This is a genomic window from Rhodococcus sp. OK519 (genome assembly GCF_003051005.1).
In the GTDB taxonomy this organism is placed as follows: domain Bacteria; phylum Actinomycetota; class Actinomycetes; order Mycobacteriales; family Mycobacteriaceae; genus Prescottella.
Genome location: NZ_QAOW01000009.1, coordinates 209,713 through 225,495 on the forward strand (window position 1 = coordinate 209,713; position 15,783 = coordinate 225,495).

Here is a 15,783-nt window from a genome sequence, read left to right on the forward strand (position 1 = left end):
CGGTGACGCGCCTGTTCAATTGATGCTCGACGAGTTGAACGCGTCGATCTCGTTGACGTAGTCGGCGCCCATCTTCTGGACCTGGTCGAGCGTCAGCGCCGCCTCGGCCTCGTCGATCTTCGCCATCGCGAAGCCCACGTGGACGAGAACCCAGTCGCCGACGACCAGTCCGTCGTCGGCAAGCAGACGCACGCTGATGATCCGCTGGACTCCGTTCACGTCGACCTTCGCCAGGTGCTGCTCGGTGTCCACCATCTGCACCACCTGGCCCGGAATACCCAGACACATGGTCGGCTCCTTCCTCGCTCAACAGATCCGCGGCAGCGGGTCACCGACGAGCATGTCGACGATCCGGCTGCCGCCGAACGCGGTTCGCAGGGCCACGATTCCCTCGGGTTCGGCGAGAATCTCGCCGACGACGGCGGCGTTCTCGCCGCCCGCACAGGCGCGGAGCGCGGCCAGCCCCGCCTCGGCCTCACGCTCGGGCACGACGGCTACGAACTTGCCCTCGTTCGCGACGTACAGCGGGTCGATGCCGAGCAGATCGCACGCCCCCGCCACCTGAGGCAGGACGGGCAGCGACGCCTCGTCGAGGATCACCGCGAACCCCGTGGACTGTGCCAGTTCATTGCACACCGTCCCCACACCACCGCGAGTGGCGTCGCGCATCCACCGCGTGGAGGGTGCGGCGTCGAGCAGGGCGTGCACCAGACCGTTGACAGGTGCTGTGTCCGAACGAATATCAGCCTCGATCGCGAGTTCGCCGCGCGCCAGCATCACCGCCATGCCGTGCTCACCCATCGTGCCCGACAGCAGCACCTGGTCCCCCGCCTGCACGTACTCGGGCCCCAGTCGCGTCGTGACCGGCAGCGTCCCGACGCCGGCGGTGCAGATGTAGACGCCGTCCGCCGCGCCCTTGCCGACCACTTTGGTGTCGCCGGTGACCACGTGGACGCCGGCCTGCGCCGCGGAATCGGCGATGTCGGCGACGATCTCGCGCAGCAGCGAGATCTCGAAGCCCTCTTCGATGACGAACGCGGCCGACAGCCACAGGGGCCGCGCCCCCGTGACCGAGAGGTCGTTGACGGTGCCGTGCACCGCGAGGTTGCCGATGGACCCGCCCGGAAACTGCAACGGCTGCACCACGAACGAGTCGGTGGAGAACGCGATCCGCTCTCCCGACGGCAGTGACAGCGCTGCGGCGTCACCGAGTTGCTCGAGTTGCGGATTGCGCAGCGCCTCCACGAACACCGAGTCGACCAGTGCGGCCGAGGACTTTCCGCCCGCCCCGTGGGCGAGGGTCACCACGTCCTCGAGCAGGCGTGGCCGTCGCTTCCGGAAGGACGCGATGCGCTCGAGGACTCGGTCCTCGCGGTCGGCGGCCGTCGTCGGATCCGTCGTCATGGGCTAACCCTCCTGTCCTGTGGTCGCGTTCGGTCCCGTGGTTTCTCGCGACATGTGTTCCTGAGCGGCCTCCCACAGCCGGTAGCCGACCAGCGCGTGACTCTCCTGGATGCGGTGGATGCTCTGGGAGCGGATCGTGAAGCAGTGGTCGAGATCCTCGCTGACCGCCATGCGGCCGCCGTCGTGCCCCGCGAATCCGATCGTGAGCAGTCCGCGCCGTCGCGCCTCCGCGAGGGCGATCATGAGGTCGTCGGAGTTGCCCGACGTGGACAGCGCGATCGCCATGTCGTGCGAGTGGGCGTGCGCGATGATCTGCCGGGAGAAGATGAGGTCGAAGCCGACGTCGTTGCCGAGCGCGGTCACCACCGCCTGGTCCGCGGCGAGCGACCAGGCCGCGACGGGCCGGCCGCGCGCCGGACGACTGAACAGTGACGCGAGAGTGGCTGCATCGGTGGAACTTCCGCCGTTGCCGAATGTGTAGAGACGACCACCCTCCAGGAAGCGCTCCGCCATCCGCGCGCCGGCCTCGCGGATCCCGTCGTCCCATTCGGTGATCGACTCTCGCTGCAGCCGCGCACTTTCCGCCGCTTTGGATCGGGCAGAGGAGGCGAGATCGTCGAGCAGAGCCTCGGCGCCCTCCTCGTGGGCATCGATGAACGGGTACAGGAAGTCCGTCTCCTCCGACCGCGGTCCCGGTGTGGTCATGTCCATCCCCCCTCGTTCGGATCGATGCGGGTGATCGCGGCACCGCCGTGCACCAGCAGCAGATCGTGGTCCGCGACGTCGGCGATCAGCGTGGCGTCGACGCGTTCCTCCCCCGTCGACGTGCGCACCAGGACTCCGTCGAACGGATTCCCCGGCACCAGAATCACTTCCGCGATTCGTCCCTCGTCACTGCACGTGACGCACACGTCGTCGGCGCACTCCGACTCCGGTACCTCCAGCAGCCCCTGATGCTCGAAGCAGACGTGGGTGAGCTCCCACAGCAGGTGGTACATCAGCACGAACCGACCGGTCGCCGGCACCATCGGATCATCGGACTCGACCCACAGGATGTGGGTAGCCGCGCCCGCCGGCGGCCTGGGCCCCGAGCCGATCCAGATCGTGTCCGCACCCCACGCCGGGGCGCGCCGCATGATGTCCCGGACCTGACGCTGATCGGCGGAGGCCACCGCGAGGATCACGTCACCGGGGCGCGTCGCGACGCGGCACTGCGCAACGGGGTCGGGTTCGACGAGCGACACCGACGGCAGCGCCCGTTTCCCCATGATCACCGGATGGACGAACTCGACCGCCACGTGATGGGCGTGCGGCTCCCACTGCGGCGAGACCACCCACAGGGTCGCGCCGTGCTGGAAGCGTCGGGCCAGCGCCAGTGCCGCCGCGGCCAGGTCGGCGGACAACTCCCGGTCGATCAGTTCCACCGTCGTATCGCTTGTCGTCATGAATGCACCCCATCGATCGTTGTTCGTGCCCGACGCCGGTTGCCGAGCAGCGCCGTTCCGAGCGCCGCCTGCCCCAGCGAGAGTCCCCCATCGTTGGCTGGGACCACGTGGTGCGTGAGCACCCTCAGCCCCTCCGTCTCCAGGGCTGTCCGGACGAGGGTGGTGAGCACCCGGTTCTGGAACACCCCACCCGTCAGGCCCACCGTCTCGATCCCCGACGCCCGAGCGATGTCGATCGCGAGCGCCGCCGTCGCCGACGCCAAGGCTCGGTGGAACCCGCGGGCCAACTCCGACGGCGATGTTCCGTCCCGCACACCCGCCACCAGACCGGCGAGCAAGTCGCCGAGCAGCAGTTGCCGATCCGACACGGACATCTCGAGCGGTGCGGGACGCTCAGCCGTCCGGGCCAGCGCCTCGAGTTCCACGGCGGCCTGGCCCTCGTATGTGACGCGGTGCCGCACACCGAGAATCGATGCGACTCCGTCGAACAGCCGGCCGACGCTCGTGGTCCGCACGCACCCGAGGCCTGAACGCAGTTGCGCCACGACGAGTGCCCGTTCGCTCGCCTCGAGAGCGCGGGCACAGGGCAGGTCGTCGGAGTCGAGCAGACCCACCTCGTCGAGGAGCGCCAGCGCCACGCGGGCCGGATTACGCACCGCGACATCGCCGCCCGGCAATGAGAACGGCTGCAGATGCCCCGCCCGGCCGACATCGCCGAGATCGGTGCCGACGAGCAGCATCTCGCCGCCCCACACCGTGCGATCGCAGCCGTAGCCGGTGCCGTCGAACGCGATGCCCAGCAGCGGAGTCCCGATCACATGGTGCTCGGCGGCGAGGGCCGCGACGTGCGCGTGGTGGTGTTGCACGGTCGCGAGCGGTACACCCGTGCGGGCGCTGTAGTCCTCCGCCCAGTTCCGCGTCGAGTACCCGGGATGCTCGTCGGCCACCACCAATTCGGGGCACACGTCCTGCAGCGCGGTCAACTGCGCGACGGCGTGCTCGAATGCCTGCCGGCTCTCGAGGCTGCCCATGTCGCCGAGATGCCCGGAGCAGAAGGCGAAGTCTCCCCGGGTGAGGCAGAAGGTGTTCTTCACCTCGGCGCCCACGGCCAGTACCGTCGGCCCCGGCCCGTCGAGCAGGAGCGGCAGCGGCGCGTATCCGCGCGAGCGCCGGATGGGCTGCACCTCGCCGTCCACCACCGTGAGCACCGAGTCCTCGCACGGCACCGCGATGTCGCGGTCGTGCAGGAGAAGCGCGTCCGCGATGCCGGACAGTCGCTGCCGCGCATCCGCGTTCGTGAAGCAGAGGGGTTCACCGCCCAGGTTGCCGGACGTCATCACCAGCAGCCTCGGCACCTCGGCGCGACTGCCGGGTACCGGCGCGAACAGCAGGTGGTGCAGCGGCGCGTACGGCAGCAGGATGCCGAGTTCGTCCAGGCCCGGCGCCACCTCGGCGGCAATCACGTCTCCGGGCCCCGCGTGGAGCAGCACGATCGGGCGGGCCGGACTGCCCAGCACGGCTGCCTCGACGTCGTCGATCGCGCAGACTGCCCGTGCCGCCGCCAGGTCCGCGGCCATCACCGCGAACGGCTTCGCGGGACGCTGCTTGCGGTCGCGAAGCCGTCGGACCGCAACGGGATCGGTGGCGTCGCACACCAGATGGAAGCCGCCGATGCCCTTGACCGCCACGACGCCGCCCGCCACGATCACCCGCTGGACGAGCGCGAGAACCGCGTCGTCCCCGTCGGTCCGGACGCCGTCCTCCTCGACGAACACGCGGGGGCCGCACTCGGGGCAGCAGATCGGTTGCGCGTGGTAGCGGCGGTCGGCGGGGTCCTCGTACTCGCGCGCACACCGCGCACACATCGGGAAGGACGCCATGGTGGTCGCGGGCCGGTCGTACGGCAGATCCGTCACGACCGTGTAGCGGGGACCGCAGTTGGTGCAGTTGACGAACGGATGCCGGTAGCGCCGGTCGGCGGGATCGGCCATCTCACGCGCGCAGTCCGCGCAGATCCCGACGTCGGGCGGGACGAGGGTGCGCGCCCCGGGGGTGTGCATGCTCGGGACGATCCGGAATCCGGGCGGCTCCTCGACCGGTTCGCTCACCTCCTCGACGGTCACGTCGAGGACCACGGCCAGCGCGGGTGCGTCGCGACGCACCCGCTCCGCGAACTCCACGAGGAGCTGCGGCGGCCCCTGCGCCTCGACGAAGACGCTCACCTCGTCGTTGCCGCAGTGCCCCGTCAGCCCCAGTTCCCCCGCGAGGCGTGCGACGAACGGGCGGAACCCCACCCCCTGCACCACTCCACGCACGATCAGCCGGTGCCGCTCCATCGCGACCCGGCCGACCTGTGTCTCGGGAGCGGCCGTCACGGCGACGCGCCCCCGTCGATCCGCGGTTCACGGGGCCGGCCCATCATCTCCAGGCCTGCCATCGCCTGCGCTGCACCGTCCGCGTCGACGCGTTCCACCGCGAAACCCATGTGGATCACCACCCAGTCGCCCGGGTCGAGAACGGTGTCCTCGAGCATCCCGACGTTGACCTTGCGTTCCATGCCTTCCACATCGACCAGCGCCAACTGGCCGCCGTAACCCTCGAGCATCCGGACCACCCGTCCCGGTATTCCCAGACACATCGCTCAGCCCTCCACGCCGACGCCGGCACCGAACTCGGTGAGCACCGCCCGGACCGCGGCCGCGGCGTCGGGGACCGCCCGCGCGACCGGTTCCGACAGGCCGATCCGCTCGTCGACGTCACGAACCTGACAGCCGACGACGACGGTGCGCGGCAGGGTGCCGCCCAGGGCCGCAAGGCTCGCGAACACCGAGGCCGGATCCATCGCGTGCGCGTCCAGTTGCGGTGCGGTGTCGGGGTTCTCGCGATCCACCTCGAATGCCCGCACCGCACCGGGGGCGCCCCGATCGGGAAGCGCATCCACCAGCACGAGTCCGTCCCACCCGTCCAGCAGGTCGTACGCGAGGTGCATGCCGCGGATTCCGTAGTCGACCGCGCGCACCCCGTCCGGCAGTGGACCGGCCGCCACCGCCCGCAGCGTCTCCGGCCCGAAGCCGTCGTCGCCGAGGAAGATGTTGCCGATCCCCGCAATCAGCACGCGGGGTGACGCGGACGTCATGCCGTCACATCCGCCGCATCCGCAGGTACCGCTTCATGTCCGGTATCGAACGGACCGTGATCCACACGCCCGCCGCGGCCACCGCGGCGAACAACACGGTCGAGACCATTCCCACTGCTCTCATGACTGACTCTCCTCTCGGTCGTCCGCCTCGCCGCCGACCGGGTCGAGCGGTTCCACCTCGTCGGGGGCGAAGTACAGGTAGCGGCCGTACCACTCGTGCAGTTCGGCCGCCGGGTCGTCGACCAGCACCACGCCGACGTGCGTCCCACCGTCCACGTCGGCATGCACGGTCGCGACCCGAGCGACCTGACCGGCGAAGAACAGGTCCTGCGCATCCGCGCGCCGCGACGGCTTCAACCGGACCATGCTGCCCTTCGCGACCCGGACACCGCCGACCAGCACGCCGTCGGTTGCGGGCCGAACACTGGTGTCCGCAGCCGGATCCCACCACGGGACGTCGTCAGGCACCTCGGGCACCAGTCCGCCGGGCGTGACGAACGTCGGTGGTTCGCCGAGACCCGAGGCCGGCGGATCGAACGCGCGTGGATCGCGCAGCGCTCCGTGCAGTCGCTGCATCTCGTCCGGCGACATGTTGTCGCAGCGATCGATGATCGCCGCGGCCCGCGGGTCGGTGGCCCGTGCCTGCGCCTTCTCCTCGTCGGTCAACGTCATGATCCGCAGGGTGAGGATCTCGTCGATCTCGGTGGCGTCGAACAGGTCTCCGCCGCTCTCCTCCGCCACCTCGGGGTGGTCGTACAGGATGATCGGGGACGCGAGGATCACATCGCTGGTGCCGGGGAGAGACGGATTCTGCTCGCCTGCGAGCACCGGATGGCACCGATACTGGCGGCAGCCGTCGACTGCGGCAGTGAACTCGGCGGGCGGGTCGACGAGCGACACGAAGCGGGCTCCCGACGCCTCCACGATCAGATGGGCGCCGATGAGCGAGTGCCGGATCGCGGTGTCCTTCACTGCGACATCCGGGCGATCCAGGACATCGAGGGACGCGGTGTTCCGCACCTCCAGGCGCACACGAGGCGCGCCCTGCGTCGTCGTGACGCTCAGGTCCACGACACCGCGGACCGGAAAGCGCTCCCGCACCAGTCGAGCCGTCGCTCCCAGCTGTTCGACGTCCGCCCCGCCCGGCGCGGAGACGTCGACGGTGGTACCCGCCAACAGTTCCGCGATCGTGAAGGCGCCGAGCGGGATCTCGACCTCGACGGCCTCGTCCCAGGTGACCCAACGCCGGCCGTCGACGGTGAGTTCCGGGACCGGTTCGTAGCCTGTCAGCCCGTCCGTCTCGGCAGTCCGCACCTGAAGTTGCAGGAACCGCAGCACCGGTTCGACGACCGAATCGTCCACACCCCGGTCGAGCACACACTCGACGCGCATCGTCGCGTCCTCGCCCACGCCGCGGTCCGCGGCACCCACCGGACCGAGCACGCCGAACTGCCAGCGTGACTGGTTCTTTCCCGATGTCGAGCGATACGGATACAGCAAGTAGCCCTCGTACAGCACCGCGTCGGCCACGGCCCGCACCCGCGTCAGATCACCGATCTCGGTCATGTCGCCACCTCCCCCGCGCCGTCGAGCAGTTCGGTGACGGCCTGGTCGAGCCCGAGCAGGCCCCGAGCCGCCTTGAACCTGACCAGCGCCTCGATGGTGTCGTGGTCGAGCCGCACCCAGCCACTGGACGGGAAGTTCTGCCGCACGACGTCGCGCCACGTCTCGACCGGAAGGTCGAACGGCGCCTCCCGATCCCACGGGATCTGCTCGACACCGAAACCGTTGGTGCCCTTCGTGAAGATCGTGCCGCTGAACAGGAATCCGAGCGGGACGGTTCCGTCGTCGAGTGCGTGCAGGTATTTCGACGCCGTCACCTCGAAGTCGTACGTGCACGGCAGCACCAGTTCGGTGATGCACTCACCGGTGAAGCCGGGCACCACCGCCGACGTGTGCAGCCACGGGAACGTCGACAGCGTCGTGCCCCAGCGTTCACGCGGGCCGAACAGATCGAGCAGTCCGGCTTCCTCCCGCTCCGTGTACCGACGCCGTCTCGGCTCGATCCGGATTTGGCACCGCAGCGCCATCGCGTGGACGACGGCGCCCGTGGTCTCCGCGATCCGCAGTCGTGCAATCAGGTTGGGCGTCACCGCGAACGGTTCCGGACCGACCGACAGCACCGAGAAGTCGAGAGCGGTCACGATGCACCTCCGTCGGGCCTCGCGACGCTGCGACGCTCGACGCGGGCGAAGAAGTCGTCGAGTTGCGCTCGCGCGTCCTGGCCGCCGTCGAACCCCCGCCAGCACCGGCGGAGCCGGCCCACCAGTTCGTAGCACGCATCGATCGGCAACAGGTGGCACTCGGCACCCGCCGGCCCGGTGTTCGGCACCCGGATGAGCAACGCCTCGACGTCCGGCGCCACCGTCGACAGCGCCGGGTTCTCGTCGATCACCGCGGCCCACGCGTCGATCGGCAACTCCGATTCGGTGGCGCCCGCCGGCCCCGGATAGAAGGCGACGGTGCGATCCTGGTCGGAGTTCCGGAAGAAGAAGGCCAGCCCCACCGGTATCTCGAGTCCGTCCCACCGACCGGGTCCGAGCCGGAAGTCCGGGAACGACAGGTACCGATCGGGCACCGCCCGATACCTCAGTTCCGCGCCCGGTTCGGCGAACAACAGATAGCAGGGGCGGCACACGCACATCAGTTGCCGTCCCGCCATGTTCACTACGTGCGAGTGCTCGTCGGCGATGGGTACGGCGCACATCTCGCACCGCTCCCCCGCTGCCCGTGCGGGACGTTCGGCGGCGATTCGACGAAGCACCCCCAACGCCGATCCGCTGGGGGTACGAGGGCCGGGCGCGGCCGTCATCCCGTCACCGCCGTGGGTACCGCGACGGACAGGATGCCGTCGCGGGTGAGCACCGGCAGCGGATCGAGGTGGCCGTCGGGCTCCTCTACGCCGATGCCCGCACGGCGAACGTCGTAGTGGGCGCGGCAACTCGGACAGCGCAGTACCGCGTCGTTCACGCCGCCCCCGGCCCGGCGCTGCATCGAGGTTCCTGCCATCGAGTTCCCGCAGGCGGGGCACCGGTCCCGGTACGCGAACACCTCGTCCCCGAGCCGGCACACCAGCATCGGCAGGCCTCCCACCGTGAACCCGCCCACCTCACCCGGTGCGAGGTCCGCGAATTCCTCCGCCGACAGCCACGTTCCGCTCTGCTGCGCGTCCTCACGCACGTGCGACATCAGCGAATCCACCGTGAACACACCGGGTGTGGGTGCGGTCTCGCTGTCCTCGGTCTCCACCTCGATCGCACTCGTCTCGGGGGCCGCGGCCTGCACGGCACCCTCGACCGCGAGCTGCAAGGTCACCGCCGACGACGGACACCCGTGGCAGCTGCCCAGCAGCCGCAGCCGGACGACGCCGTCGGTGACGTCCACCAGTTCGACGTCTCCGCCGTGCGATCCGAGGTACGGGCGAACGCTGTCGAGCGCCGTCCGGACGCGGGTCTCGACGTCGTGCGGGTGCAGTCCACTGACCAGCAGCACGCTCGACACCAGTTCGTCGGCCGCAAGTTCGTCGACCAGGCCGGGGGTGCGGGCGGTGAGCGCCAGGACGCGTCCGAGCGCCTCGCCGTACAGGTCCACGACCTCACGGACCAGTTGCTCGGCCCGCTCTCTGGCTACGGGTCCGCCGGCGGAGGCGGCGTCCAACAGCGCCTCGATCCGATCGCCGGCCTCCCGCCAGCGATCGGATTCGTGCGTTCGTTCTCGCGTCTCGTCCTGTGTTCTCCCCATCCGTCACCTCACTCGCCGGTCATCGACTGTGTGGGCGAATGCAACTTCTCGAGGGTCTTCCCGTCACCGAGGTACATGTGCACGCCGCACGGCAGGCAGGGATCGAAGCTGCGCACGGTCCGCATGATGTCGATGCCCTTGAAGTTGTCGCGATCGTTCTCCTCGAAGATGTTCAGGTCCGTGACAGCGTCCTCGTACGGGCCCGGAATACCCTCGGCATCGCGGGGACTCGCATTCCACGGAGTCGGCGGGTACGGGTGGTAGTTCGCGATCTTGCCGTCCCGGATCACCATGTGGTGCGACAGCACGCCGCGCACCGCCTCGGTGAATCCGCAACCGATGCCCTCGTCGGGCACCTCGAACGGTTCCCACGTCTTGGTGCGTCCGGCATTGATCTCGACGAGCGCCTTCCGTGCGAAGTGCAGCGCCATCGCCGCCGCGTACGCCTGGAAGTACGTCCTCGCCCGGTTGCGCTCGATGGTGTTGCTCCACTGCGGAATCCGCCATTCGAAGCTCGCCGGACCCTTGAGCGCCGTCTTCGGGAATTCGATCTTGACGCTGTGCCCGGTCGACATCACCTCGTCGGTCTCGACCATTCCGGCGAGCGCGGTCGACCACATGCGGGCCAGGGCGCCGCCGCCTGTGTCGAGGGCCAGATTGTTCTTGCCGTCGAACCACCGCGGCGACATCACCCAGCTGTACTTGTCCTCGAGATCCCGCTTCTGCGGCTTGGGATTGGTGTGCTGGTTCCACGGGTGCCGCCGGTCCACCGGATTGCCCAGTGGGTCGGTGGTCACGAACATCTCCTGATCGGACCAGTCGTCGTAGTACGACGAGCCGAGCATGATCCGGATGCCCAGGTTGATGTCGACGAGGTCGGTGGTCAGCAACTTCCCGTCGACGACGACGCCCGGGGTGACGAACATCTTGCGGCCCCAGTCGGTCATGTCCTTGTACGCGAAGTTGCACACCTCGGGGTCCTGGAAGGCGCCCCAGCAGCCGAGGAGGGTGCGCCGCTCGCCTACGTGCTCGTAACCCGGCAGCGCCTCGTAGAAGAAGTCGAACAGGTCGTCGTGCATCGGGACGACCTTCTTCATGAACTCGATGTAGCGCATCAGCCGCGTCGTGTAGTCGGTGATCAACTGCACGGTCGCGACCGTGCCCACACCTCCCGGGTACAGCGTCGACGGATGGACGTGCCTGCCTTCCATGAGGCAGAACATCTCTCGCGTGAGGCGGCTGATCAGCAGCGCCTCCCGGTAGAACTCGCCGGTGAACGGGTTGAGGGCCCGCATGATGTCGGCGATGCTCTTGTAGCCGTGCTCGTCCGAGTGCCGGGCCGGCGTGTTCTCGGCCTGCGCGAGCACACCGGGGTTCGTCTCGGCCACCATCTTCTCGCAGTAGTCGACCGCGACCAGATTCTCCTGGAAGATGTTGTGGTCGAACATGTACTCGGCAGCCTCGCCGAGATTCGCGATCCACTCGCCGAGGTGCGGCGGCTGGACGCCGTACGCCATGTTCTGGGCGTAACACGAGCACGTCGCGTGGTTGTCACCGCAGATTCCGCAGATGCGGCTGGTGATGAAGTGCGCGTCGCGCGGATCCTTACCCTTCATGAACAGCGAGTAGCCCCGAAAGATCGACGACGTGCTGTGGCATTCGGCCACGGTCTTGTTCTTGAAGTCGACCTTCGTGTAGATCCCGAGGCTGCCGACGATCCGGGTGATCGGATCCCAGGCCATCTCGACGAGACCCTTGTCGTCGGTCGCCCCCTGTTTCGGCTCGGGCACTGTGGAAGTCATCGAGAAGCCTTCTTTCCCTCGGCGATCACGCGAGTTCGCACTACCAGGTACGGACGGCCCCCGTCCTCAGGAGGCGCCCTGGTGCGCGCCAATGAGGTTCCTTCTCGAGCGTGCGTCCGGTGACGCTCCGCAATGTCCGGATCACCGATCCGTACACCTCGGACACCGAGCTGGAGAGGATGCCGCCCGGAGGTTCGTCCATGAACGGCATGAACTTGTCCGGGAATCCGGGCATCGTGCATCCGATGCAGATGCCGCCGACGTTGGGGCAGCCACCGATTCCGGCCATCCAACCACGTTTGGGCACATTGCATTTCACGACAGGACCCCAGCATCCCAGTTTGACGATGCACTTGGGTGAGCCGTACTCGGTCGCGAAATCGCCCTGCTCGTAGTAGCCGGCACGATCACAGCCCTGATGCACCGTCTGCCCGAACAGCCACTGCGGGCGGAGTTGCTCGTCGAGCGGGATCATCGGCGCCTGCTCCGTCACCTGGTACAGCAGGTACGTCAAAGTCTCCGACAGATTGTCCGGCTGGATCGGGCATCCCGGCACACAGACGATCGGCAGACCGGCCTTCGACTTCCAATCCCAGCCCAGATAGTCGGGCACTCCCATCGCGCCCGTCGGATTGCCGGCCATCGCGTGAATACCGCCGTAACAGGAACACGTACCGGCCGCGACGATCGCCGTGGCCTTCGGCGCCAGACGGTCGAGCCACTCGCTCGTCGTGACCGGCTGCCCGGTCTCCGGGTTGTTGCCGAATCCGCACCAGTAGCCCTCGTCATGCAGCTTCTCGTTCGGAATCGAGCCCTCGACAACCAGAACGAACGGTTCGAGTTCGCCGCGGTCCGCCTTCCAGAACCACTCGAGAAAGTCGTCGGCGCCACCGGCAGGTCCGCACTCGAAGTCGATCAACGGCCAGTGAACGGCGATCTTGGGCAGTCCGGGCAGTGCACCGAAGACGATTTCCTCGACGCTCGGCTGGCTGGCTGCGGTGAGGGCCACCGAGTCTCCGTCGCAACTGAGCCCCGCATTGATCCACAGGACGTGAATGACGCCCTCGTCCGTCTCCTCGGGCTGCGACTTGCCGGCCTTCTTCGATGCTTTCGTGGGTGTCGACATAACGGCCACTCCCCGGGGCATCCCGCCCCTGCGTCACCGGAGTCGACCCTCGGCCCACTTGCGTGACGCCCACCACAATTAAGGCGCGACAGCGGTAGGTCTGTCAACGCCGGATGATCATTCGCGCCGGCGCTCCGAGATCCACTCGTACCATCGTTCGAGACCCTCCCCGCTGGTCGCGGACAGATTGATCACGCGCACATCGGGATTCACCGATCGCGCATTCCGTTCGCACGCCTCCGGATCGAAATCGACATACGGAAGAAGATCGACCTTGTTGACGATCACCAGGTCCGCCACCGCGAAGATGTGCGAGTACTTGAGTGGCTTGTCGTCACCCTCCGTCACAGAGATAAGGACAACCTTGCCTTGCTCGCCGAGGTCGAACAGCGCGGGGCACACGAGATTTCCCACGTTCTCGACGAACACCAGCGACTCGTTCGGCGGGCTCAGCGTGTCGAGTGCCCCTCTCGTCATCTCGGCGTCGAGGTGGCATCCCGATCCGGTATTGACCTGCACCACAGCGCATCCCGTCGCCTTGATGCGATCGGCGTCGAGCAGGGTCTCCTGATCCCCCTCGATCACCGAGACCGGGGTCGACGACTGCAGGTCCTTCACGGTGCGCTCGAGGAGGGTCGTCTTGCCCGACCCCGGCGAACTCATGAGGTTGAACGCCAGGATCCCGCGTGCCTGCAGCCACGCCCGGTTGTCCGCGGCCAGCCCGTCGTTCTTGGCCAGGATCTTCTGCTCCAGCGTCACGGTCTCGGTCGCGACCGCTTCGTGATCATGGTCGTGATCGTGATCATGCGTGTGACCGTGCGAGTGGCCGTGGCCGTGCCCATGACCGTGCTCGTGCTCGTGCTCGTGCTCGTGCGGATGGCCGTGTTCGTGGGGAACCGTTTCCGCCGGCACGCTGATCCGCGCCCCGGCCGGTTCGTCGAGTTTGCCGCAGCCGCACGTCGCACACATGGTTCAACCCACTTCCATCGACATGATTCGCAGTTCACGACCCGAGAGGACCTCGACGTCGGCACTTCCGCACGGACACAACAAGATCAAGTCCTGCACGGGAAAGTCCGTATCGCAGCCCCGGCAGTGCGCGAGTCCGGGCGGTTCCTCGATGTCGAGGCGAGCCCCCTCCGCGACCGTCCCCTCGGTGACCAGTTCGAAGCAGAACTGCATCGCGTCCGGCACCACCGCACACAGTCGACCCACTTGCAGACGGATGCTGCGCACGCTGCGATCGCCGGCACGCTCGCACACCGCGTCGACGACGCTCTGAGTGATCGCCATTTCGTGCATCGCAGGTCCGTCCCTGGACGAAGGCTTCGGATCACACGATAGGACTCCAGAGTGCCGACGTCAGCAGTTTCGGGAAGGAGCTAGCGCACGCCCTCCGCCTGACCCGACGCCGCCGCCAAGCGACTGGGTGCGGTCAGCGCCGCGACGCCCATGTCGATCAGGTTGTTCATGAACTCGCTGTTGTCCAGCGAGTGGTCGGCCCCGTCCTGGATGTCCTCGGCCCTGCTGGCCATCGCACCCACAGCCATGTCGATCCAGACGCCCAGGCGTTCGTCGCGCAGCGCCTCGGGGAGGTGAACCAGGCGCGCCTGAAGCTGCGAGTAGGCCCACTGAAGATCGTCGGTGCTGTCCGGATTGAGCGAATGATGTGAGCGCATCTCGCTGCGGCGCCGCATGTGCACCAGGATTCGCAGATAGTTGCGGCCGCTTTCGGTGTCCAACTGGAACCCGAGCGGCCACACCGCGACGACGAGGAGCTCCTCGATCGAAGGCTCCTTCCCGCCGAGTTCCTCGACCAGCACTCGGCGTCGAGAGTCGATCGCGTCGCGATGCCGACGCACGACGGCCTGCAGCAGGGCCTCACGAGAGCCGAAGTGATAGTGCAATGCCGAATTGTTCGATTGCCCTGCTGCACGATTGATCTCGCGAAGATTCGCATCCTCGATGCCGAGAGAAGCGAACACTCGCTCAGCAGCATCCACCAGCCGTTCCCGAGTTGCACTGCCGTCGCGTCCCATGAGCGCATCCTATGTTCGGCTCCTCGCCGCCGGAACGGAGTCTCCGGTTCCAGGTCTTGACAATCCGCGCCCCTCCCCGCAAATTAATCCCATCGGATTAGTTGAGACGAGCGAGGAGGGTTGGATGGCAATCGAGGTATCGGCGCTGACAACTGCGATAGGTGCGGAGATTCGAGGGGTGGACCTACGGACGTGTGACGAGGCGACCTTTGCGGAAGTCCGGGACGCATTGCACGAATACCAGGTGCTCTTCGTCCGAGGCGCCCACCTGGACACCGACGATCATCTCGCGGTGGCCCGACGTTTCGGCGTGCCGAGCATTTTCCCGATCGCACGATTGCAGGGCGCCACGGAACCGAGCCTGCAGGTGATTTCGGATGGACCGGACAGTCCGCCGACCGCCGAGATGTGGCACACGGACGTCACCTGGATTGCGACGCCGCCACGATACGCACTCCTGTGCGGCGAGGTGATTCCCGACGCCGGCGGCGATACGTTGTGGGCCTCGATGACCGCCGCTCACGACGCTCTCTCCCCGACGATGCAGAACATGCTCGCGGGTCTCGAAGTGGAGCACACCACCGACAGTTTCGTCGAGTCGGTCCTCGAGCGCGGACACCACAGTCCACAGGCACAGGCCCTGGCGGGTCGCCTGCAGGAGGCATACCCACGGGTCGTGGTGCATCCGCTGGTACGCACACATCCCGACAACGGGCGTCGGATCCTGTTCATCGGCGGGCCGTCGATGCACCGCATCAAGGGCATGCGACGCGACGAGAGCGACGCCCTCCTCGGCTTCCTGAAGAACTACGTGACCGACGAGCGCTTTCAGTGCCGGTGGCGTTGGAGTGCGGGCGATCTTGCGATCTGGGACGAGCGTTCGACCATGCACCGAGCCGCCGCCGACCACTTTCCCGAATACCGCACGGTCCGACGGATCGAGATCGACGGCGATCGACCGTATTTCGATCACCGGAGTCGATGTGACCGAGAAATCTCGAGAGCGTCCTGACCGATGGGGAGAAGA

At 67.7% G+C, this 15,783-nt stretch carries 18 protein-coding genes; 1 reads left to right on the forward strand and 17 read right to left on the reverse strand.

All coding sequences use genetic code 11. From position 1 onward, the window contains the following. Nucleotides 1-15: 15 nt before the first annotated feature. The 17 genes from C8K36_RS20960 to C8K36_RS21035 form a co-directional block, all read right to left on the reverse strand. Nucleotides 16-288, reverse strand: a complete 273-nt coding sequence (locus C8K36_RS20960) for a HypC/HybG/HupF family hydrogenase formation chaperone (RefSeq protein ID WP_107986547.1) — start codon at nucleotides 286-288, stop codon at nucleotides 16-18. Between the two features lie 18 nt (nucleotides 289-306). Continuing rightward, nucleotides 307-1,404: a hydrogenase expression/formation protein HypE gene (gene hypE / locus C8K36_RS20965; protein WP_107986549.1), complete on the reverse strand. Its 1,098-nt coding sequence runs from the start codon at nucleotides 1,402-1,404 to the stop codon at nucleotides 307-309. Between the two features lie 3 nt (nucleotides 1,405-1,407). Continuing rightward, nucleotides 1,408-2,109, reverse strand: a complete 702-nt coding sequence (locus C8K36_RS20970) for a D-sedoheptulose-7-phosphate isomerase (RefSeq protein WP_107986659.1) — start codon at nucleotides 2,107-2,109, stop codon at nucleotides 1,408-1,410. Further along, a complete protein-coding gene (locus C8K36_RS20975; protein ID WP_107986551.1) occupies nucleotides 2,106-2,849 on the reverse strand; it encodes a hydrogenase assembly protein HupF in 744 nt (247 codons plus the stop codon). The genes C8K36_RS20970 and C8K36_RS20975 overlap by 4 nt, the downstream gene beginning before the upstream one ends. Next, entirely contained in the window at nucleotides 2,846-5,185 is a 2,340-nt protein-coding gene (gene hypF / locus C8K36_RS20980) for a carbamoyltransferase HypF (RefSeq protein ID WP_107986661.1), read from the reverse strand. Before hypF ends, C8K36_RS20975 begins: the two co-directional genes overlap by 4 nt. A 35-nt stretch (nucleotides 5,186-5,220) precedes the next feature. After that, the gene (locus C8K36_RS20985) at nucleotides 5,221-5,487 is read right to left on the reverse strand and encodes a HypC/HybG/HupF family hydrogenase formation chaperone (protein ID WP_107986553.1); all 267 of its coding nucleotides are present in this window, start codon (nucleotides 5,485-5,487) and stop codon (nucleotides 5,221-5,223) included. A 3-nt stretch (nucleotides 5,488-5,490) separates the two neighbouring features. Then, nucleotides 5,491-5,985: a hydrogenase maturation protease gene (locus C8K36_RS20990; RefSeq protein WP_107986554.1), complete on the reverse strand. Its 495-nt coding sequence runs from the start codon at nucleotides 5,983-5,985 to the stop codon at nucleotides 5,491-5,493. Nucleotides 5,986-5,989: 4 nt separating this feature from the next. Beyond that, on the reverse strand, nucleotides 5,990-6,109 hold the full coding sequence (locus C8K36_RS25495) for a DUF6893 family small protein (protein WP_420910917.1): 120 nt from the start codon (nucleotides 6,107-6,109) through the stop codon (nucleotides 5,990-5,992). Further along, complete coding sequence (locus C8K36_RS20995; RefSeq protein ID WP_107986556.1) at nucleotides 6,106-7,554, reverse strand: hypothetical protein; 1,449 nt, start codon at nucleotides 7,552-7,554, stop codon at nucleotides 6,106-6,108. Before C8K36_RS20995 ends, C8K36_RS25495 begins: the two co-directional genes overlap by 4 nt. After that, nucleotides 7,551-8,192, reverse strand: a complete 642-nt coding sequence (locus tag C8K36_RS21000) for a DUF6084 family protein (RefSeq protein WP_107986558.1) — start codon at nucleotides 8,190-8,192, stop codon at nucleotides 7,551-7,553. Before C8K36_RS21000 ends, C8K36_RS20995 begins: the two co-directional genes overlap by 4 nt. Next, on the reverse strand, nucleotides 8,189-8,860 hold the full coding sequence (locus tag C8K36_RS21005) for a DUF5947 family protein (protein ID WP_107986560.1): 672 nt from the start codon (nucleotides 8,858-8,860) through the stop codon (nucleotides 8,189-8,191). Before C8K36_RS21005 ends, C8K36_RS21000 begins: the two co-directional genes overlap by 4 nt. Beyond that, nucleotides 8,857-9,789, reverse strand: a complete 933-nt coding sequence (locus tag C8K36_RS21010; RefSeq protein ID WP_107986562.1) for a NifU family protein — start codon at nucleotides 9,787-9,789, stop codon at nucleotides 8,857-8,859. Before C8K36_RS21010 ends, C8K36_RS21005 begins: the two co-directional genes overlap by 4 nt. A gap of 8 nt (nucleotides 9,790-9,797) precedes the next feature. Continuing rightward, complete coding sequence (locus C8K36_RS21015; protein ID WP_107986564.1) at nucleotides 9,798-11,591, reverse strand: nickel-dependent hydrogenase large subunit; 1,794 nt, start codon at nucleotides 11,589-11,591, stop codon at nucleotides 9,798-9,800. Nucleotides 11,592-11,631: 40 nt separating this feature from the next. After that, nucleotides 11,632-12,717 carry a hydrogenase expression protein HypE gene (locus tag C8K36_RS21020; RefSeq protein WP_107986663.1) on the reverse strand — a complete coding sequence of 362 codons (1,086 nt, stop codon included), beginning with the start codon at nucleotides 12,715-12,717 and terminating at the stop codon, nucleotides 11,632-11,634. Nucleotides 12,718-12,834: 117 nt separating this feature from the next. After that, the gene (hypB, locus tag C8K36_RS21025; protein WP_107986566.1) at nucleotides 12,835-13,686 is read right to left on the reverse strand and encodes a hydrogenase nickel incorporation protein HypB; all 852 of its coding nucleotides are present in this window, start codon (nucleotides 13,684-13,686) and stop codon (nucleotides 12,835-12,837) included. Between the two features lie 3 nt (nucleotides 13,687-13,689). After that, complete coding sequence (locus tag C8K36_RS21030; protein WP_107986568.1) at nucleotides 13,690-14,019, reverse strand: hydrogenase maturation nickel metallochaperone HypA; 330 nt, start codon at nucleotides 14,017-14,019, stop codon at nucleotides 13,690-13,692. Between the two features lie 80 nt (nucleotides 14,020-14,099). After that, on the reverse strand, nucleotides 14,100-14,756 hold the full coding sequence (locus tag C8K36_RS21035; RefSeq protein WP_107986570.1) for a TetR/AcrR family transcriptional regulator: 657 nt from the start codon (nucleotides 14,754-14,756) through the stop codon (nucleotides 14,100-14,102). Nucleotides 14,757-14,880: 124 nt separating this feature from the next. Between C8K36_RS21035 and C8K36_RS21040 the strand changes: the two genes are divergently transcribed. Then, nucleotides 14,881-15,768, forward strand: coding sequence for a TauD/TfdA dioxygenase family protein (locus tag C8K36_RS21040; protein WP_107986572.1), 888 nt, complete (start codon nucleotides 14,881-14,883; stop codon nucleotides 15,766-15,768). Nucleotides 15,769-15,783: the final 15 nt, after the last annotated feature.